Annotated in this window: 19 protein-coding genes; 9 read left to right on the top strand and 10 right to left on the bottom strand. The window is 71.7% G+C overall.

The genetic code is table 11. The features are described 5' to 3' along the window. Positions 1-32: 32 nt before the first annotated feature. Genes OG828_RS38370 through OG828_RS38360 form a run of 3 tightly spaced genes read left to right on the top strand, consistent with a single transcriptional unit; the run spans position 33 to position 4179 of the window. Complete coding sequence (locus OG828_RS38370; protein ID WP_210574646.1) at positions 33-509, top strand: hypothetical protein; 477 nt, start codon at positions 33-35, stop codon at positions 507-509. Continuing rightward, positions 509-3475: an ABC transporter permease subunit gene (locus OG828_RS38365; protein ID WP_328503766.1), complete on the top strand. Its 2967-nt coding sequence runs from the start codon at positions 509-511 to the stop codon at positions 3473-3475. The genes OG828_RS38370 and OG828_RS38365 overlap by 1 nt, the downstream gene beginning before the upstream one ends. Then, entirely contained in the window at positions 3472-4179 is a 708-nt protein-coding gene (locus OG828_RS38360) for an ABC transporter ATP-binding protein (RefSeq protein ID WP_328367318.1), read from the top strand. Before OG828_RS38365 ends, OG828_RS38360 begins: the two co-directional genes overlap by 4 nt. Here the strand turns inward: OG828_RS38360 and OG828_RS38355 are convergent. Then, entirely contained in the window at positions 4085-4720 is a 636-nt protein-coding gene (locus OG828_RS38355; RefSeq protein ID WP_328367316.1) for a transglycosylase family protein, read from the bottom strand. The two genes, OG828_RS38360 and OG828_RS38355, sit on opposite strands and share 95 nt — an antisense overlap. 116 nt (positions 4721-4836) lie before the next feature. Then, entirely contained in the window at positions 4837-5469 is a 633-nt protein-coding gene (locus OG828_RS38350; protein ID WP_328505015.1) for a LysM peptidoglycan-binding domain-containing protein, read from the bottom strand. Between the two features lie 512 nt (positions 5470-5981). On the opposite strand from OG828_RS38350, the gene OG828_RS38345 reads away from it, so the two are divergent. Next, the gene (locus OG828_RS38345; RefSeq protein WP_328367314.1) at positions 5982-6764 is read left to right on the top strand and encodes a hypothetical protein; all 783 of its coding nucleotides are present in this window, start codon (positions 5982-5984) and stop codon (positions 6762-6764) included. A 175-nt stretch (positions 6765-6939) separates the two neighbouring features. Further along, on the top strand, positions 6940-7323 hold the full coding sequence (locus OG828_RS38340; protein ID WP_328367312.1) for a hypothetical protein: 384 nt from the start codon (positions 6940-6942) through the stop codon (positions 7321-7323). A 48-nt stretch (positions 7324-7371) separates the two neighbouring features. Here OG828_RS38340 and der read toward each other — a convergent pair whose 3' ends face one another. From der to aroH, 5 genes are all read right to left on the bottom strand, one after another. Continuing rightward, positions 7372-8847, bottom strand: a complete 1476-nt coding sequence (der, locus tag OG828_RS38335; RefSeq protein ID WP_210574635.1) for a ribosome biogenesis GTPase Der — start codon at positions 8845-8847, stop codon at positions 7372-7374. A gap of 74 nt (positions 8848-8921) precedes the next feature. Then, positions 8922-9509, bottom strand: coding sequence for a lysophospholipid acyltransferase family protein (locus OG828_RS38330; RefSeq protein WP_328372510.1), 588 nt, complete (start codon positions 9507-9509; stop codon positions 8922-8924). 53 nt (positions 9510-9562) lie between these two features. Beyond that, positions 9563-10258: a (d)CMP kinase gene (cmk, locus tag OG828_RS38325; RefSeq protein WP_328503765.1), complete on the bottom strand. Its 696-nt coding sequence runs from the start codon at positions 10256-10258 to the stop codon at positions 9563-9565. Between the two features lie 216 nt (positions 10259-10474). Continuing rightward, a complete protein-coding gene (locus OG828_RS38320; protein WP_328441370.1) occupies positions 10475-11560 on the bottom strand; it encodes a prephenate dehydrogenase in 1086 nt (361 codons plus the stop codon). Further along, positions 11557-11919, bottom strand: a complete 363-nt coding sequence (aroH, locus tag OG828_RS38315) for a chorismate mutase (protein ID WP_301978730.1) — start codon at positions 11917-11919, stop codon at positions 11557-11559. The genes OG828_RS38320 and aroH overlap by 4 nt, the downstream gene beginning before the upstream one ends. Before the next feature lie 229 nt (positions 11920-12148). On the opposite strand from aroH, the gene OG828_RS38310 reads away from it, so the two are divergent. The 4 genes from OG828_RS38310 to OG828_RS38295 are packed head-to-tail and all read left to right on the top strand — an operon-like array spanning position 12149 to position 14586. Further along, a complete protein-coding gene (locus OG828_RS38310; protein WP_328503764.1) occupies positions 12149-12808 on the top strand; it encodes a hypothetical protein in 660 nt (219 codons plus the stop codon). A gap of 23 nt (positions 12809-12831) precedes the next feature. After that, positions 12832-13416, top strand: coding sequence for a DUF6529 family protein (locus OG828_RS38305; RefSeq protein ID WP_328367300.1), 585 nt, complete (start codon positions 12832-12834; stop codon positions 13414-13416). Next, positions 13413-13820 (top strand): Rieske (2Fe-2S) protein, encoded by a 408-nt coding sequence (locus OG828_RS38300; RefSeq protein ID WP_328367297.1) that lies wholly within the window; start codon positions 13413-13415, stop codon positions 13818-13820. The genes OG828_RS38305 and OG828_RS38300 overlap by 4 nt, the downstream gene beginning before the upstream one ends. 22 nt (positions 13821-13842) lie before the next feature. Then, positions 13843-14586: a nucleotidyltransferase domain-containing protein gene (locus OG828_RS38295; protein ID WP_328441367.1), complete on the top strand. Its 744-nt coding sequence runs from the start codon at positions 13843-13845 to the stop codon at positions 14584-14586. On the opposite strand, the gene OG828_RS38290 is transcribed toward OG828_RS38295, so the two are convergent. From OG828_RS38290 to OG828_RS38280, 3 genes are read right to left on the bottom strand one after another with little or no spacing between them, the layout of a single operon-like run. Then, positions 14512-15267: a nucleotidyltransferase domain-containing protein gene (locus tag OG828_RS38290; RefSeq protein WP_328503763.1), complete on the bottom strand. Its 756-nt coding sequence runs from the start codon at positions 15265-15267 to the stop codon at positions 14512-14514. The two genes, OG828_RS38295 and OG828_RS38290, sit on opposite strands and share 75 nt — an antisense overlap. 3 nt (positions 15268-15270) lie before the next feature. Further along, the gene (locus tag OG828_RS38285) at positions 15271-16290 is read right to left on the bottom strand and encodes an ADP-ribosylglycohydrolase family protein (RefSeq protein WP_328441365.1); all 1020 of its coding nucleotides are present in this window, start codon (positions 16288-16290) and stop codon (positions 15271-15273) included. Continuing rightward, positions 16287-17015 carry an NUDIX hydrolase gene (locus tag OG828_RS38280; RefSeq protein ID WP_328441364.1) on the bottom strand — a complete coding sequence of 243 codons (729 nt, stop codon included), beginning with the start codon at positions 17013-17015 and terminating at the stop codon, positions 16287-16289. The genes OG828_RS38285 and OG828_RS38280 overlap by 4 nt, the downstream gene beginning before the upstream one ends. Positions 17016-17043 lie beyond the last annotated feature (28 nt).

The following is a 17043-nucleotide window of genomic DNA, read 5'->3' as shown; positions in this document are numbered from 1 at the left end:
ATGGACAGACTCACGACGTGTGGGAGCCAGAGATGCGGACAGCCCGACTGCGGACCGTGCACCCCGTCCTGTGGGCCGGCTGGGCGGCGCTCGCCGCGGGCGCGGTGCTGTGTGTGATCGGCTGGTACGGCATCTCGGGCGAGCGGTTCGCCGAGCGGCAGCTGCCCTATCTCGCGTCCTGCACGGTCCCGGGAGCCGCGTTGATCATCGCCGGTGCGGTGCTGCTGACGCACGGCCGCAACGCGCTCGCCGCCGCGCGCGTGGAGGAGCTGTACGGCCTGCTGGTCGCCGCCGAGCCCGACGGCACGGTGGACTCCGGGCAGGCGGCGGCCGCGCCCCTCGCGGTCAGCGCGGATCTGCTGATGGTGCCGGGCGGCACGCTGTTCCATCGCGCGGACTGCCCGTTGGTCGCCGGGAAGGCGGAGTCGGTGCCGGTGGACGGGAAGCTGGTGGCGAGCGGCGAGCTGGGGCCCTGCCCGATCTGTGAGCCCGCCGAAGCAGACGGCTGATGTCGTCCCTCACGTACGACCTCACGCTCGCCGGTCTGTCGGTCGGCAGCGCCGCCGCGCTCACCGGGATCGGCCTGATCGTGACGTACCGCGCGACCGGGGTGCTCAACTTCGCGCACGGGGCGATCGCCATGGTGTGCGCGTACTCGCTGCGGCAGTGCGTGGTCGAGTGGGGTTGGCCGCTGTGGCTGGGCGCGCTGGTGACGCTGGTGGTCCTGGCACCGGGCCTGGGGGTGGTGCTGGAGCGTTTCGTCTTCCGCCCGCTGTCCGTGCTCGGCAGCGATCCGGCGCAGACGCTGGTGGCGTCGATCGGGGTCTTCGTGCTGCTGGTCGGCGGGGCGGCGCTGGTGTGGGGGCAGGGTGCGCGGGACGACGCTCCGGAGCTGGTGTCGGCGGATCCGTGGGGGCAGTTGGCGGTGGTGGCCGTACTGGCGACCGGTGTCGGTGCGGTGATCCGGTGGACGAGGTTCGGGCGGGAGCTCAGGGCGGTCGTGGACGACCGGCAGCTGGCCGTGCTCGGCGGGATCGACGCGGACCGGGTGGCGGCGGCCGGCTGGGCGTTCGGGTCGTTCACGGCGGGTCTGACAGGCGTGCTGCTGGCGCCGTACGTCCGGCTGGACCCGTACGGACTGCCGCTGCTCGTCATGGAGGTCGTCGCGGTCGCGGTGGCCGCGCGGATGCGGAGTCTGCCGGTCGCGGTGGTGGTGGCGCTGGGCATCGGGGTGGCGCAGAGCCAGCTGACGCGGCTTCACCCCTCCGGATGGGGCGAACCGTTGCTCCAGGCCGTCGGGGCGAACCTGTTCGTGGTGGCGCTGCTGATCGCGGCCCTCGTCCTGCCCCGCGTCGGCACCCGGGACGCACTGCCGCGCACGGCCACCGCGCGCGTACCGACCCCGCCGGGCGCCTGGATCGTGGCCGTGGTCCTGTTCCTGCTGCCGCTGGGCTTCGCCGGCTCGGACCTCCATACGTCGGTGCAAGTGCCGGCGCTGGGCGTGGTGCTGCTCTCCCTGGTGGTCGTCACCGGCCGCGGCGGCCAGATCTCGCTCGGCCAGGCGGCATACGCGGGCCTGGGCGCCCTCTTCACCGCCCTGCTCGCGGCAGGCCGCTTTCCCGGCGTCCCCCGCCTGCCGGAACTGGCCGCGCTGGCGGTGGCGGTGCTCCTGGTCGCACCCCTGGGCCTGCTCACCGGCTGGCCGGCGATCAGCCGCCAGGGCCTGGCGCTGGCGCTGGCGACCTTCGCGGTCGGCGTGGGCGTGAGCCGCTTCGTCTTCGCGCAGCCGTACGCCACGTCGGGCCTCTCGCTGGACCGTCCGGCGGGCTTCGACGGGGACCGCGCGTACTACGTCCTGGAGTTGGCCCTGCTGGCAGCCGCGCTCCTCGCGACCCACGCGCTGCGCAGGGGCCGTACGGGCAGAGCCCTCGCGGCCATGCGCGACCACGAATCGGGCGCGTCGGCAGCAGGCGTGCAGGTCCCGTCCCTCAAACTCCTGGCCTTCGTCTCCGGCGCCGCGCTGGCCGCCCTCGGCGGCGGCATGCTCGGCATGGGCCTCCGCGCCTTCGACCCCGGCGCCTACGACCCCGTCCGCGGCCTGCTCTGGTTCGCGGCGGTGGTCGTCCTGGGCGCCGACTCCACCCTGGGCGCACTCGCAGCAGCCGCCCTCCTGGTGGGCCTGGACGCGGGGGCGCGAGGCGGCGTGGCAGCGGCCCTGATCGGCGTACTGGCAGTCCTGGTCGGCCGCTTCCCCGGAGGCCCGTACGAGGCACTGCGAACAGCGACGCAGCGCCTGCGGCCACAGCGGAACGCGGGGCTGACGACGGCGGGGGTGGAGCTACGAAGGCGCCTACGACGACGGGCACAGGGCCGGGCCCCTCACCCGGAACCGACGACCGCGACGCCCACCGACGACACAGCCACGGCCACGACATCCGACGCGAGACTCCGCCAGGGTCTACCCACGGGCCACATCAGCGCCCAGTCCCAACTGCGACCACCCACACCCCCCAGCGACGCCAAGGACCCGCGAGAACCACAGCCACCCCACAACAGCGCCCAGCCCTCACAAGAGCCACCCACGCAATCCGACCAGGCCCAGCCTTCCCAGCAACCGCCCGCACCCACCGACCACGCCAAGCCCGCACAGCACCCCCCGACACCGACCGCCCACGCCCACCCCCCACCGCAACCACCCGCACCCGCCGACGGCGCTCCGCCCCCACCAGGGCCACCCGCACCCGACGACGAAAGTGGCACGGGTGGGGCGGGTGGGCTCCCCAAACCGATCCTCACCACCCGCCACCTCCACGCCGACTACGGCGGCTTCACCGCGCTCGACGACATCGACCTCGACGTCCCCCGAGGCCGGATCACCGCCGTCGTCGGCCCCAACGGCGCGGGCAAGAGCACCCTGTTCCACTGCCTCGCCGGCACCCTGCGCCCCGCACAAGGCCACGTACGGCTCGACGACCGGGACATCACCCGGCTGCCCGCACACGCCCGCACCCGGCTCGGCATCGCACGGACGTTCCAGCAACTGGCCGTTTTCCCCTCGTTGACCGTGGCCGAAAACGTTCGCGTGGGCGCCGAGCAGGGCCGGATCCCCGATCACACGGCAGTAGAGCGGGCGCTGAGGCTGCTCGGTCTGGAGGGGCCGGTCCGGAAGCTTCCCGCCGCGGGTCTGCCCACCGGCACCCTGCGCAGGGTGGAGTTGGCCCGGGCCCTCGCGGGCAGCCCGCGCGTGCTGCTGCTCGACGAGCCCGCCGCGGGCCTGGACACCGCCGAAGTGACCGCGCTGGCCCGCGTCCTGAAGGCCCTCGCCGCCGACGGCACCGCCCTGCTCGTCGTCGAGCACGATCTCGACCTGGTCGCCGACCTCGCCGACGTCGTACACGTCATGGCGGCGGGCCGCATCGTCGTCTCCGGCCCGCCCGACCGCGTACTGGACACGCTGGAGGCGGCCGGCCGATGACCACCACGATCTCCCTGCGGCACGCGCGCGTGCGCTACGGCCCCCTGGAAGCCCTGCACGGCGTCACCCTCGCCGCCCCCGGCCCCGGCCTCACCGTCCTGCTGGGCCGCAACGGATCCGGCCGTACGACGGCCCTGCGCGCCCTGGCCGGAACCGTGCCCCTGTCCGGCGGCGCGGTGGTGTGGGACGGCGTCGACGTGACCCGGACGCCGGCGTTCGAACGGGCCCGGCGCGGTCTGTGCATGGTCCCGGAGCGGCAGGCCGTGTTCGGCTCCCTCACCGTCCGCGAGAACCTCGAACTGGCGGCGGCCGACGTCACCCCCGCCCTCGACGCCTACCCGCAGCTGGCGCCCCTGCTGCCGCGCCGGGCCGGCACCCTCTCCGGCGGTGAGCAGCGCATGCTCGCGCTCTCCCGCGCCCTGCTGGCACGCGCGCGCGTGGTGCTCGTCGACGAACCCACGCAGGGCATGTCCGCCACGGTCGCGGCACGGACGTACGAACTGCTGGCCGCGCTCGACGCGTGCGTGGTCGTCGCCGAGCAGCGGCTGCCGCCCGCCCCCTACGGCCGGGCGGCGCTCGGGTACGAACTGCGCCGCGGCGCGGTCGTGTTCAGTGGCGAGGCGGGGGAACTTCATCGGCGGGCAGCGGCGGACCGAAGAGACCAGGGGCCGGGTCCGGCGCACGGTCCCCGTCCTCCGGGATGACCAGCAGTATGTCCACCTTCAGCTGGTCGGGACGGCGTCCGAGCCGTTTCTTGTTGGCCTTGTGGAGCGCCTTCCAGCCGCCCTTGACGCCGTATCTGCGGGCGATCGACGTCAGAGTGTCGCCGCGCTGCACGGCATGCATCCGGCCCTTGAGCCCGAATCTCTTGGAGCAGACGGGCCAGGCCCCCCAGCCCTGCACGGCCACCACCTTCCGGGCGACGGCGATCTGCTCCTCGCGCGAGGCGAGATCCGCGCGCGGGGCGTACTTCAGGCCGCCGAATTCCTCCCAGGTGGGCTGCCCGAACTGCAGCCCTCCGTAGAAGCCGTTGCCGGAGTTGACGTTCCAGCGCCCGCTGCTCTCGCACTCGGCGAGGCAACCCCAGGGCCACTTGCCCTTGCCGCAGTCGCGGGGCCCGAGCAGCGTGTCGAGCAGCGGAACGGGGGCCGGCCGCGGCAGCACCTCGTGCGCGGCGGCCGGCGTGACGGTGGCGAGCATCGCCGCCACGGCGAACGTAGTCAGCTTGGTGTACTTGGTGATCATCGGCTCACGCTAAGCAGTGCGCCGCGTACGGCCGCCGCGGCGCGTCCGGTGCGCCTAGGGGCCCCACCCGGTCGGCCGCACCGGACGGGGCCCCGCGCCCGCAGCAGCGGGACGGCTCAGATGTCGAGGCGCTGTCCGGGCACGATCACATCGGGATCACTGCCGATGATGTCCTTGTTGGCGGCGTGGATCTGCTGCCAGGTGGTCCCGTACCGGGCGGCGATGCCGCTCAGGGTGTCGCCCTGGCGGACCGTGTAGTCGCCGCGGGACGCGCTGCGGTCGGGGTGGGTGGACGAGCGTTCCGGCGCCTTCGGCGGAGCCGCCTTCGTCGTGGGCGAGCCGGTCGCGGGAGCCGCGGGTGCGCTCCCGTACGCTCCGGCCCGTGCCGAGCAGGTCGGCCAGGCGCCCCAACCCTGGCCGCGCTGGACCTTGGTGGCTACCGCGATCTGCTGCTCCCTGGAGGCCTGGTCGGCCGTCGGCGCGTAGGCCGTGCCGCCGTACGCGCGCCAGGTGCCGGCGGCGAACTGCAGTCCGCCGTAGTAGCCGTTACCGGTGTTGATGTGCCAGTTGCCGCCGCTCTCGCACTGGGCGATGCGGTCCCAGACCCCGCCGTCCGCCGCCGCGGCGTTGCCGCTCGCGGCCAGCAGTCCGAGGGGGGCGAGCAGAGCGGCCCCGGCGAGGACCGCCGTCGTACGTGTCGTACTCGTCTTGCGGACGTTGTCGCGGTTGGTATCGGCACAATCGGACATGGACATCCCTCTCCACGGACCCGGGATCCCCCAAGGCCGGGCGCACGTCCCGCGATTGGTCGCGGTCGGCGCGCTCAGCCCCGTCCGCCGGAGGCTGTACGACGAGCTGGCTTGGTGCGGCCGGCGGACGTTCCCGAGCGGTGCTCGTTGCACACGGCGGAGGAATGTACGGACGACGGTGGGGCGGCATCAACCAACTCCTTGTCATTCCAGGCCAGTTCGCCGTTACCTCGGGTATCGACGATTTCCGGACACCCACTTCATTCGTGAATTTCAGCATTTGTCGACCAGGCCCTCAGATGATCTGTGACCCACATCACCGATTCAACATCCTTGGATTTCCGAGTACTTGACAGGGAGTATCCGATTCCGGACGCAATGTGACCTACCGCATCGGACGGTTCGACTCCGTTCGTCTTGGGGCGTGACTCCCGCCACAGAACGCCCGTTGTCTCTTCATGAGCCCGGGACCCGCCCGGTCCCGATACGCACCACATCCGAGGGAGCCACCCGTGCCGCGCATGCTCGACGTCAGCGACGACGTACGCGCCGAGATCGGCGACGATGAAGCCGACCGGCTGCTCGCCGGAGAGAACGCCCCTGGCAGTTACGACTGCACGTCCTGCCGCACCCCGGGCGACTCCGAGCAGGAGCGCACCAGCACCGTCCTGTTCATCGGCGACGAGACCGCCGTCCTCGCCTTCGCCCACGCCACGTGCCTGCCCTCGCAGGTCGTCCAGGTCACCGAGGAGCAACTGCGGGGCGCGGTGCGTTCCATCAGCGGCGACACCGTGGACCTGGAGCCCGACAAGATCGTCCCCGAGCAGGCGGTGCTCGGCGTGACCAGCGGACTCGTCCTGATCGCCGGTGAGCTGCACCCGGCGCTCGTCGTCGAGCCGACCGCGCCCATCGTGCGGCCCGGTGCGGTCGGCGCCGGCGACGACTTTCTGCCGTTGCTCATCGAGCAGGGTTTCATGCCGCTGACGGCGATCGAGTCGGTGCCGTCGGTGTTGCACGGCTGGTCGGTGCTGCTGGCGATGGGGCAGTTGCATGCGGTGCTGCAGCCGGGTCCCTCCGGGGGGCAGCCGGTCGCTTGGTGGCAGGCGCATCAGCCGTTGCAGGTGACCGAGGGGTGGCGGAGCGCCGCGAACAAGCATCAGCAGGTGTTGATGTTCGCGGCGCCTGTGGGGGCGATTGGGCGGCAGCCGCGGGAGGATCTGTTGCGGGATGCGTTGGATAAGGCAGCCGCCAACGGCAAGCTTGTCGCCGCTGCTTTGCCTTTGGCGGGGACGTGAGTGTGCCTACGGTTCGGGGGGCCTGCTGTTGAGTGGCGGCTGCGGGTCGTCTGTGGCTTGTCGCGCAGTTCCCCGCGCCCCTTAACGGCATTTAGCGCGCCCCTAATGCATCAGTGACCTGCGATGTCGGATTGTTCAGCCGCATCTCTTCCCGTCTGGTGTCGTTTGGACATACGTGCACGCATACGACGTTCCCCGCCGCCCGTCCTTCTCGTCGATTCCGGCCGCTCGGGCGGCTGCGGAGAGTTCGGGTGGGGCATCGGCCACGCCGATCTACGACGAGCTCTACGCCGAGTACGTCAAGTCCTTCCGTACATTGCCGGGTGACCGCAGGGGCGAGGAGGAGTTCGGGTTTGTCGCGTTCGGGTATCTCGACCACGGCGGATCCGGTCCAGGTTCGTGCAGCAGCTCGTACGGCGCCTACAGCATGGGGGCGTACAGCACCCGGCACGGCGGTGGGCAGCAGTCGCAGTGGCAGCGGGTCGGGCAGCTCCGGCCGCAGGGTGCGGGCATGCACCATGTGCCGGCGTTGCCGCCGGGGCCGCGGCGCGGCAACTGAGGTGTGAAGCGGAAAGGGCGGCCCCGGTCGGGGCCGCCCTTTCGCTGTCTACTTCTTCTTGCCGCGCTTCTCACGCACCCGCACGGAGATATGGATCGGCGTCCCCTCGAAGCCGAACTCCTCCCGCAGCCGACGTTCGATGAAGCGCCGGTAGCCCGCCTCGATGAAGCCGGAGGCGAAGAGCACGAACCGCGGGGGCTTGGTGCCGGCCTGGGTGCCGAAGAGGATGCGGGGCTGCTTGCCGCCACGGATGGGGTGCGGGTGGGCGGCGACGAGTTCGCCGAGGAAGGCGTTGAGGCGTCCGGTCGGGACGCGGGTCTCCCAGCCGTCGAGGGCCGTCTCGATCGCGGGGACCAGCTTCTCCATGTGGCGGCCGGTGCGCGCGGAGACGTTCACCCGCGGCGCCCACGCCACCTGGCCGAGCTCAGTTTCGATCTCCCGCTCCAGGTAGTAGCGGCGCTCCTCGTCGAGGGTGTCCCACTTGTTGAAGGCGAGGACGATCGCACGTCCGGCGTCGACGGCCATCGTCACGATCCGCTGGTCCTGCACCGAGATGCTCTCGGAGGCGTCGATGAGGATCACCGCCACCTCGGCCTTCTCCACGGCGGCCGCGGTGCGCAGCGAGGCGTAGTAGTCGGCACCCTGCTGGAGGTGGACGCGCTTGCGGATACCGGCCGTGTCGACGAACTTCCAGGTGACACCGCCGAGTTCGATCAGTTCGTCGACCGGGTCGCGGGTGGTGCCCGCGACCTCGTTGACGACGACGCGCTCCTCGTTCGCCACCTTGTTCAGCAGCGAGGACTTGCCGACGTTCGGACGGCCGATGAGGGCGATGCGGCGCGGGCCGCCGACCCCCGTGCCGAAGGTCTGCGCGGGCGCCTCGGGGAGCGCCTCCAGGACCTGGTCCAGCATGTCGCCGGTGCCGCGGCCGTGCAGCGCGGAGACCGGATACGGCTCACCGAGACCGAGCGACCACAGGTACGCCGCGTCGGCCTCTCCGCTCGGGCCGTCCACCTTGTTGGCGGCGAGCACCACGGGCTTGCCGGCCTTGCGCAGCAGTCGTACGACCGCTTCGTCGGTGTCGGTGGCGCCGACCTTGGCGTCGACGACGAAGACGACGGCGTCGGCGGCCTCGATGGCGTACTCGGCCTGCGCGGCCACGGAGGCGTCGATGCCGAGGACGTCCTGCTCCCAGCCGCCGGTGTCGACGACCTTGAAGCGGCGGCCCGCCCACTCGGCCTCGTAGGTGACACGGTCGCGGGTGACGCCCGGCTTGTCCTCGACGACGGCCTCGCGGCGGCCGATGATGCGGTTCACCAGAGTCGACTTGCCGACGTTCGGCCGGCCGACGACGGCGAGCACCGGCAGCGGGCCGTGGCCGGCCGCCTCGATCGCGCCCTCCACGTCCTCGAGGTCGAAGCCCTCCTCGACGGCGAGCTCCATGAACTCCGCGTACTCGGCGTCGCCAAGTGCTCCGTGCTCGTGCTCCTCGCCCGAGCCGTCGGAGTGGATCTGGTCGTTCATGAAGTCCGTACCTCGTTCGGTGTGGTGATCGGTGGATCCGCCCGATCTCGGGTGATCCACTACTCAAGTGTCGCTCAGCGCCCGGTCAGGCGCCTGGCGTTTTCCAGGTGCGCGGTGAGCTGCTTCTGGATGCGTTCGGTGGCCTCGTCGAGCGCCTTGCGCGTACGCCGTCCGCTGCCGTCGCCCGCCTCGAAGGGGTCGCCGAAGACGACATCGATGCGGGAGCGCAGCGCGGGCAGCGCCTTTATCAACCGTCCGGGCCGCTCGGTGCTTCCCAGGACGGCGACGGGAACGATCGGGGCGCCGCTGCGCACCGCGAAGTACGCGAGCCCGGATCGCAGGGCGGCGAAGTCGCCCTCGCCCCGGGTGCCCTCCGGGAAGATGCCGAGCACACCGCCGGCCGCCAGCACGTCAAGGGCTTGGGTGATGGCCGTACGGTCGGCGGTCGAGCGGTCCACCTCGAGCTGGCCGACGGCCCGCATGAAGGGGGCGAGCGGGCCGATGAACGCTTCCTTCTTGACCAGGAAGTGCGAGGCCCGCGGCGCCACGCCGATGACCATCGGGCCGTCGATGTTGTGCGAGTGGTTGACGGCGAGGATCACCGGGCCGGTCGCGGGGACCCGCCAGCCGCCCAGGACGCGCGGCTTCCACAGCCCGTACATCAGGCCGACGCCGATACGCCGCCCGACCTCCGCGCCCCGCTCCGTCGGTGCCGTCACTTCGCTGCTCGCTTCTCCTCGACGAGGGTGACGACGCACTCGATGACCTGCTGGAGCGTGAGGTCGGAGGTGTCCACCTCGACCGCGTCGTCGGCCTTCGCGAGCGGCGAGGTCTTGCGGCTGGAGTCGGCCGCGTCCCGCTTCAGCAGCGCCTCACGGGTCGAGTGGACGTCCGACCCCTTGAGCTCACCGCTGCGGCGGGCGGCACGCGCCTCCGGGGATGCGGTGAGGAAGATCTTCAGGTCGGCGTCGGGCAGCACGGTCGTACCGATGTCGCGGCCCTCGACGACGATGCCCCGCGTGGCCGAGGCCGCGATCGAGCGCTGCAGCTCGGTGATCCGCGCCCGCACCTCGGGCACGGCGCTGACCGCGCTGACATTGGAGGTGACCTCCTGCGTGCGGATCGGCCCGGCGACGTCCGTGCCGTCGACCGTGATCGTCGGGTTGTCCGGGTCGGTGCCGGAGAGGATCTCCGGCTTTCCGGCCGCGGCGGCGATCTCCGACGGGTCGGCGGTGTCGATCCCGTTGGTCACCATCCACCAGGTGATCGCCCGGTACTGGGCGCCGGTGTCCAGGTAGCTCAGGCCGAGCTGCGCGGCCACGGCCTTGGACGTGCTCGACTTGCCCGTGCCGGAGGGGCCGTCGATGGCGACAATCACGGCCTGGGCGGTCGGGGCGGCGCCGTTTTCCACGGATGGACACCTTCCTGGTGCGGTGCGGTGGGAGTGTGCGGGGCGCGATCGTGCCCCGCACAAGGTTACTGGGTTCGGGTCACTCGTCCGGCCCACGGCGGAGCGCTCCGCGGGTTGTGCCGATATACGGCTCCGCCGCGGGGGCTCGGGCTGTCAATCGTCTGCGGGCTCGTCGGGGCTGGTCGCGCAGTTCCCCGCGCCCCTTTGGGGCGCGGGCTACTGCCGGATCGCCCAGCCCCGCTCCCGCAACGCCGCCGTCAGTACGGGGGCCGCCTGCGGCTGCACCATCAGCTGCATCAGACCGGCCTGTTGCCCGGTCGCGTGCTCGATGCGTACGTCCTCGATGTTGACCCCGGCCCGTCCCGCGTCGGCGAAGATGCGGGCCAGTTGCCCGGGCTGGTCGTCGATGAGCACGACCACGACCTCGTACACCTGCGGCGCGGCGCCGTGCTTGCCGGGGACCCGGACCTGGCCGGCGTTGCCCCGGCGCAGGACGTCCTCGATGCCGGCGGTGCCCTCGCGGCGCTTGGCGTCGTCGGAGGACTGCAGGGCGCGCAGGGCGCGGACCGTCTCGTCGAGGTCGGCGGAGACGTCCGCGAGGAGGTCGGCGACCGGCCCCGGGTTCGCGGAGAGGATGTCGATCCACATGCCGGGGTCGGACGCGGCGATCCGGGTCACATCGCGGATGCCCTGCCCACACAGTCGTACGGCCGCCTCGTCGGCGTTCTCCAGACGCGCGGCGACCATGCTGGAGACCAGGTGGGGCATGTGGGAGACCAGGGCGACGGCGCGGTCGTGGGCGTCGGCGTCCATGACGACCGGCACGGCGCGGCAGTGCGAGACCAGCTCCAGGGCGAGGTTCAGCACCTCGGTGTCGGTGTCCCGGGTCGGCGTGAGCACCCAGGGGCGGCCCTCGAAGAGGTCGCCGGTCGCGGCCAGCGGGCCGGACTTCTCACGGCCCGACATGGGGTGGGTACCGATGTACGGCGACAGGTCGATACCGAGCGCCTCGAGTTCGCGGCGTGGGCCGCCCTTGACGCTGGCCACGTCGAGGTAGCCGCGGGCCACGCCGCGGCGCATGGCGTCGGCGAGCACGCCGGCCACATGGGCGGGCGGGGCGGCGACGATCGCGAGGTCGACGGGGGCCTCGGGCGCCTCGTCCGAACCGGCGCCGAGCGCGGCCGCCGTACGGGCCTGCTCCGGATCGTGGTCGGCGAGGTGGACGACGACACCCCGCTTGGCCAGGGCCAGGGCGGCGGAGGTGCCGATGAGGCCGGTGCCGATGACGAGTGCGGTCCTCACTGGGCGATGTCCTTGCGCAGGGCCGCCGCGGCGCCGAGGTAGACGTGCGCGATGTCGGCGCGGGGCTTGTCGGACTCGATGTGCGCGAGGACACGGACGACTCGCGGCATGGCGCCCTGGATGTCCAGTTCCTGCGCGCAGATCAGCGGTACGTCGACGATGCCGAGCTTGCGGGCGGCGGCGGCCGGGAAGTCGCAGTGCAGGTCGGGCGTGGCCGTGAACCAGATGCTGATCAGGTCGTCCGCGGTGAGGTCGTTCCGCTCCAGGACGGCGGTGAGCAGGGCTCCGACCTGCTCGTCCATGTGGCCGGCCTCGTCCACCTCGAGTTGGACGGCGCCTCGGACCGCTCGTACCGCCACGGCTTGGCTCCTTGCTGATGTACGGATCGTTGGTCCGTCCAGCCTAGTCAGCCCGGGTCGCGCGGGTGCGCCGCGCCCGCCCGCTGAGACGTGGGCACCAGACCCTGACAATGTCACGTGAACGTCCCCATTCCGCTACTTGCGGTCACAACACCCCGGTGCGCCTATGGACGCCGGCCGTCGGGTCCGCTCTCATGGGGCAGGAAGCTCGCCTCGGGGGAGGCCCGTCATGAAGCGTTCCGGACCACTGTTCACTCTGCTCGCGGGACTGGTGCTCGGCTTCTTCATGCTGTCGCTCAACGCGACGACGGGGTCGAAGAGCGCGTCGTCCGCGTACACGGAGGAGTCGCCTTCACCGAAGGCCTCCCCGACACCCACGAAGACGACCGCATCCCCCTCCCCCACACCCTCCCGGACACCCGTCCCCGACGCCGACTACACGGGCCGAACAAAGGACGACTCCGCCTCCGTCGCCGTCTCCCTGCGCGACGGCAAGGCGGTCGCGTACTTCTGCGACGGCCGCGACAAGGAGTCGTGGCTGAAGGGCGACGTCGAGGACGACGGCACCATGCGGCTCACCGGCAAGAACGGCGCGAAGCTGAACGGCACCCTCAAGGGCAAGCGGATCAGCGGCACCGTCGACATCGACGGCGGGCACTACGACTTCACCGCCGACCGGGCCAAGAAGCCGGACGGGCTGTACCGGGCGACCGGCACGGCGGGCGGCACCGACGTCGACGGCGGCTGGATCGTACGGCAGGGCGGCACGCAGCAGGTCGGCATCCTCAACCGCGACGGAGAGCCCTCCCCCGCACCACGGATCGACCCGGAGACCGGTGCGGTGACGGTCGACGGAGAGCAGCTCACGGCCCGGCCTGTCACCCCCTGATCCCCTGCTCCCGGGAGCCGACCATGACCGTCGACCCGAACGCCGCCACCCAGGACTTTCCCTCGCCCGACCCCGGCCACGGCCGCCCGCACCCGGCCCGCTATCTGGTGCCGGCGCTCGTCGCCGCCGCGGTGGCGGTCGCCCTGGGGGTGTACGGCAAGGTCCACGACCCGGCGGGGACCGCCTTCAATCTCGCCGGTTTCAGCAGCACGGGGGCGGTGAAGTCGTGGCTGGCGACGGCGGCGATCTTCTTCGCGCTCATCCAGGTCGTCTCGGCGCTGATGGTGTACGGCAGGCTGCCGGGCCCCGGCTGGTCGTCGGCGCTGCACCGCTGGTCGGGGCGGGTGGCGTTTTTGGTGTCGGTTCCGGTTGCGGTGCACTGCCTGTATGCGCTGGGCTATCAGACGTACGAAACGCGGGTTTTGTGGCACTCCATCCTGGGTTGCTTCTTCTTCGGTGCTTTCAGTGCCAAGATGCTGCTGCTCCGTTCGGAGCGCCTCCCCAACTGGCTGCTGCCGATCGTCGGCGGGCTTGTCTTCACAGCCCTGACGATCGTCTGGCTGACCTCCGCCCTCTGGTTCTTCCGCACCTTCGGAGTGACGACATGACCCCTGACCCGACCCGGCGCACGGTGCTCCTCGCCACGGGCGCGGCGGCGATTCTCGTGGGCTGCAGCGAGTACGGCGACGACGAGGGCGACTCGGCCGAGGAGAATGCCTCCCCCGGTCAGGAACTGGCGAAGACCTCCGACATCCCGGTCGGCGGCGGCACGATCTTCAAGGACGAGAAGGTCGTCGTGACCCAGCCCAAGGAAGGCGACTTCAAGGCCTTCTCGAACATCTGCACCCACCAGCAGTGCCCGGTGGCGAGCGTCTCGGGCGGCACCATCAACTGCTCCTGCCACGGCAGCAAGTTCAGCATCGAGGACGGCTCGGTGCAGAATCCCCCGGCGACGAAGGCGCTGCCCGAGAAGCAGCTCACCGTGGACGGAAATTCGATCCGCCTGGCGTGAACCGCCGCGTACGCTGCCGGGCATGCAGCCCGAGGCCCTGGTGCGCGACCACACGATCTACTCCTGCGTGATGGGTTCGCGCGCCTTCGGCCTGGCCACGGACGGCAGCGACACCGACCGCCGGGGCGTGTACGCGGCCCCCACTGCCCTCTTCTGGCGCTTCGAGAAGCCGCCGACGCATGTGGACGGGCCGGCCGAGGAGCAGTTCAGCTGGGAGCTGGAGCGCTTCTGCGAGCTGGCCCTGCGCGCCAATCCGAACGTCCTGGAGTGCCTGCACTCCCCGCTCGTGGAGTACGTCGACGACACGGGCCGCGAGCTGATCGCCCTGCGCGGCGCGTTCCTCTCCCGCCAGGCCCACGAGACGTTCGCCCGGTACGCCCTGGGGCAGCGCCACAAGCTCGAAGCCGACGTCCGCAATCACGGCGCCCCGCGCTGGAAGCACGCGATGCATCTGCTGCGGCTGCTGATGAGCGTCCGCGACCTGCTGCGCACGGGCGAGCTCACGATCGACGTCGGCGACGGCCGCGAACCACTGCTGGCGGTGAAACGCGGTGAGGTCCCCTGGCCCGAGGTCGAGTCCTGGATGACCCGCCTGGCGACCGAGACGGACGAGGCGTACCGGCACAGCCCACTGCCCGCCGAACCGGACCGCCGGCGCGTCGAGGACTTCCTCATCCGCGTCCGCCGTACGTCAGCCCTCCAACCGGACGCGTACGACGAACTCGTGCAGGGCGTCGTACACGGCCGGAGCATCCGGCAGGGCTGACCCCGCCTGCGCCTCGTCCAGCACTCCATGCAGCCGCTCGATGTCGGTCGGCACGCGCGCGTGCAGGGCGACATCGGCCGCCCCGTGCTCCTGTTCCGCCTTCGCCGTGATCAGCTCCTGCACGTAGGCCGGTGCCTCGGCGATCTCCCCGAGCAGCGTGGGCAGATGGGCCCGCACCTCGCCGCTGCGCATCAGATGGATGCCGGTGAGCAGGACCCGGAACGTGTAGAGCAGCGGCTTGAGTTCGCCGGTCTTCTCGAACAGCCGCCACTGTGTCACCGCGAAGCCTCGGTAGTGGTGAGCGTGGTGGCTGGTGAGGACGCCGGGGGCGAGGGCGACGAGTTCCCGGTGGGCGTCGGTGGTGTGCACGACGAGCGGCGAGAGCAGCTGCTCCAGCACATAGCCGTTGCGGCGCAGCATCAGCCGTACGAACTTGCGCAGGTCGTGCGTGACGAGGTCCATCTCGACGCCGTCCCGGTCCCACATCCTGGACCGGGTCTCCTCGGGCTCCCGCAGTCCGACCAGATCGGCGGCCGGCAGCAGATGCACGCCCCGCAGGTCCACGTCCGAGTCGCGGGACGGGAAGCCGTACAGGTGCGCGCCGGAGACGGTGGCGAACAGCAGCGGGTCGGGCTGTTCGGCCACCACGGGTGTCAGGTCGATGTCCAGGGCGTCGATCACGGGTCAAGCGTCCCAGAGGGCCCCGAGGGTCAGCAGGTCGCCTCGGTACTCGATGCGGTCGGCCCATTCCGTGGGCCATGCGTCGGCGCCGAGGTAGGCGCCGGCGAACGCGCCCGCGAGGCAGGCGATGGAGTCCGAGTCGCCGGAGGAGCAGGCGGCGCGGCGCAGGGCGGTCAGGGGTTCGTCGACGAAGAGCAGGAAGCACAACAGCCCGGTTGCCAGGGCTTCTTCGGCGATCCAGCCCGCACCGGTGGCCAGGCACGGGTCGGTCTCGGGCGACACGGTCCGTACGGCGTCCTGGAGGCGGTCGAGCATCGCCAGGCACTCGTCCCAGCCGCGCGCGATGAAGTGCTCGGCCGTCGGGTCCTGGCCGCGCGTCCACAGGTCGCCGAGCCAGCGGTGGTGGTACGTGGAGCGGTGCTCCAGGGCGTACGACCGCAGCAGCCCGACCAGTCCGGTCGGCTCGGCGCCCTGCGCCAGCAGTCGTACGGCGTGCGCGGTGAGGTCGGACGCGGCCAGCGCCGTCGGGTGCCCGTGGGTGAGTGCGGACTGCAACTGGGCGGCGCCCGCGCGCTGTTCGTCGCTGAGGCCGACGATGAGGCCGAGGGGCGCTACGCGCATGTTGGCGCCGCAGCCCTTGGAGTCGATCTGGCTGGCCTGCTGCCAAGGGCGGTCGTCCTCCAGCAGGACACATGCCCGGATGCAGGTGTTGCCGGGTGCCCGGTTGTTCTCCGGGGAGCGGTTCCAGGCGATGAACTCCCGCCGCACCGACTCGGCCATCGCCGACGGCTCCAGCACTCCCCGGTCCATCGCCGTCCGCAGCCCCTTCCCCAACGCCAGCGTCATCTGCGTGTCGTCCGTGACGATCGCGGGCCTCGGCAGCCCCATCTCCCGCCAGGGGCCGAACTTGGCGAGGATCGACGGCACGTCGTCGAACTCGGTGGGAAAGCCGAGCGCGTCGCCGAGGGCGAGCCCGGTGAGGGCTCCGGTGGCGGCGCGCTTGGCGACGGTGGTGGCGGTCATACGGTGCGTCCTTCCCGGGACGGTCGGAGGAGGGGCGGATGCAGGGCGGTGGCGGTGCCCGCGCGGTACAGCGCGGCCGGTTTGCCGCGGCCACCGGTCAAGCGGGCGGCGCCGGGGACGGGTTCGACGAAGCCCGGCGTGGCGAGCACCTTGCGCCGGAAGTTGGGCCGGTCCAGCGCGGTGCCCCACACGGCCTCGTAGACCTGCCGCAGCTCGCCGAGGGTGAACTCGGGCGGGCAGAAGGCGGTGGCGAGGCAGGTGTACTCGAGCTTGGCGCCGACGCGGTCCTGGGCGTCGGCCAGGATGCGGTCGTGGTCGAAGGCGAGGGGCTGCGCCCTGTCGCATTCCACCCAGCGCGCCTGCGCCGCGTCGCTGCCCGCATGCGCCTCCGGTGCGTTCGGCAGCAGCGCCGCGAACGCCACGGACACGACCCGCATCCGGGGATCGCGGTCGGGCTCGCTGTAGGTCCGCAGCTGCTCCAGATGCAGCCCGGAGACGTCCAGCAGGCCGGTCTCCTCGGCGAGTTCACGCCGGGCCGCCGTCTCCGCCGACTCGTCGGGCTGTACGAACCCGCCGGGCAGCGCCCATTGTCCGGCGTACGGCTCCTGCCCGCGTTCGACGAGCAGTACATGCAGTGCGCCCGCGCGCAGGGTCAGGACGGCGAGGTCGACGGTGACGGCGAAGGGTTCGTGCGCGTACTTGTCGTAGCCGGTCGGCACGGTCACATCCGCTCGCCCCCTTTATGGTCCGTGC

The organism is Streptomyces sp. NBC_00457 (genome assembly GCF_036014015.1).
GTDB lineage: Bacteria > Actinomycetota > Actinomycetes > Streptomycetales > Streptomycetaceae > Streptomyces.
The sequence above is the reverse complement of the archived record's forward strand: the minus strand, read 5'-3'. Positions and strand labels throughout refer to the sequence as shown.

Coding starts and splice junctions, on each gene's coding strand:
- OG828_RS38295 (WP_328441367.1), top strand. CDS start 13,843: ATGCAGCCCGAGGCCCTGGTGCGCGACCACACGATCTACTCCTGCGTG.
- OG828_RS38360 (WP_328367318.1), top strand. CDS start 3,472: ATGACCACCACGATCTCCCTGCGGCACGCGCGCGTGCGCTACGGCCCC.
- OG828_RS38285 (WP_328441365.1), bottom strand. CDS start 16,290: ATGACCGCCACCACCGTCGCCAAGCGCGCCGCCACCGGAGCCCTCACC.
- OG828_RS38365 (WP_328503766.1), top strand. CDS start 509: ATGTCGTCCCTCACGTACGACCTCACGCTCGCCGGTCTGTCGGTCGGC.
- OG828_RS38355 (WP_328367316.1), bottom strand. CDS start 4,720: ATGATCACCAAGTACACCAAGCTGACTACGTTCGCCGTGGCGGCGATG.
- OG828_RS38330 (WP_328372510.1), bottom strand. CDS start 9,509: ATGTACGGGCTGTGGAAGCCGCGCGTCCTGGGCGGCTGGCGGGTCCCC.
- OG828_RS38310 (WP_328503764.1), top strand. CDS start 12,149: ATGAAGCGTTCCGGACCACTGTTCACTCTGCTCGCGGGACTGGTGCTC.
- OG828_RS38300 (WP_328367297.1), top strand. CDS start 13,413: ATGACCCCTGACCCGACCCGGCGCACGGTGCTCCTCGCCACGGGCGCG.
- der (WP_210574635.1), bottom strand. CDS start 8,847: ATGAACGACCAGATCCACTCCGACGGCTCGGGCGAGGAGCACGAGCAC.
- OG828_RS38305 (WP_328367300.1), top strand. CDS start 12,832: ATGACCGTCGACCCGAACGCCGCCACCCAGGACTTTCCCTCGCCCGAC.
- OG828_RS38350 (WP_328505015.1), bottom strand. CDS start 5,469: ATGTCCGATTGTGCCGATACCAACCGCGACAACGTCCGCAAGACGAGT.
- OG828_RS38370 (WP_210574646.1), top strand. CDS start 33: ATGCGGACAGCCCGACTGCGGACCGTGCACCCCGTCCTGTGGGCCGGC.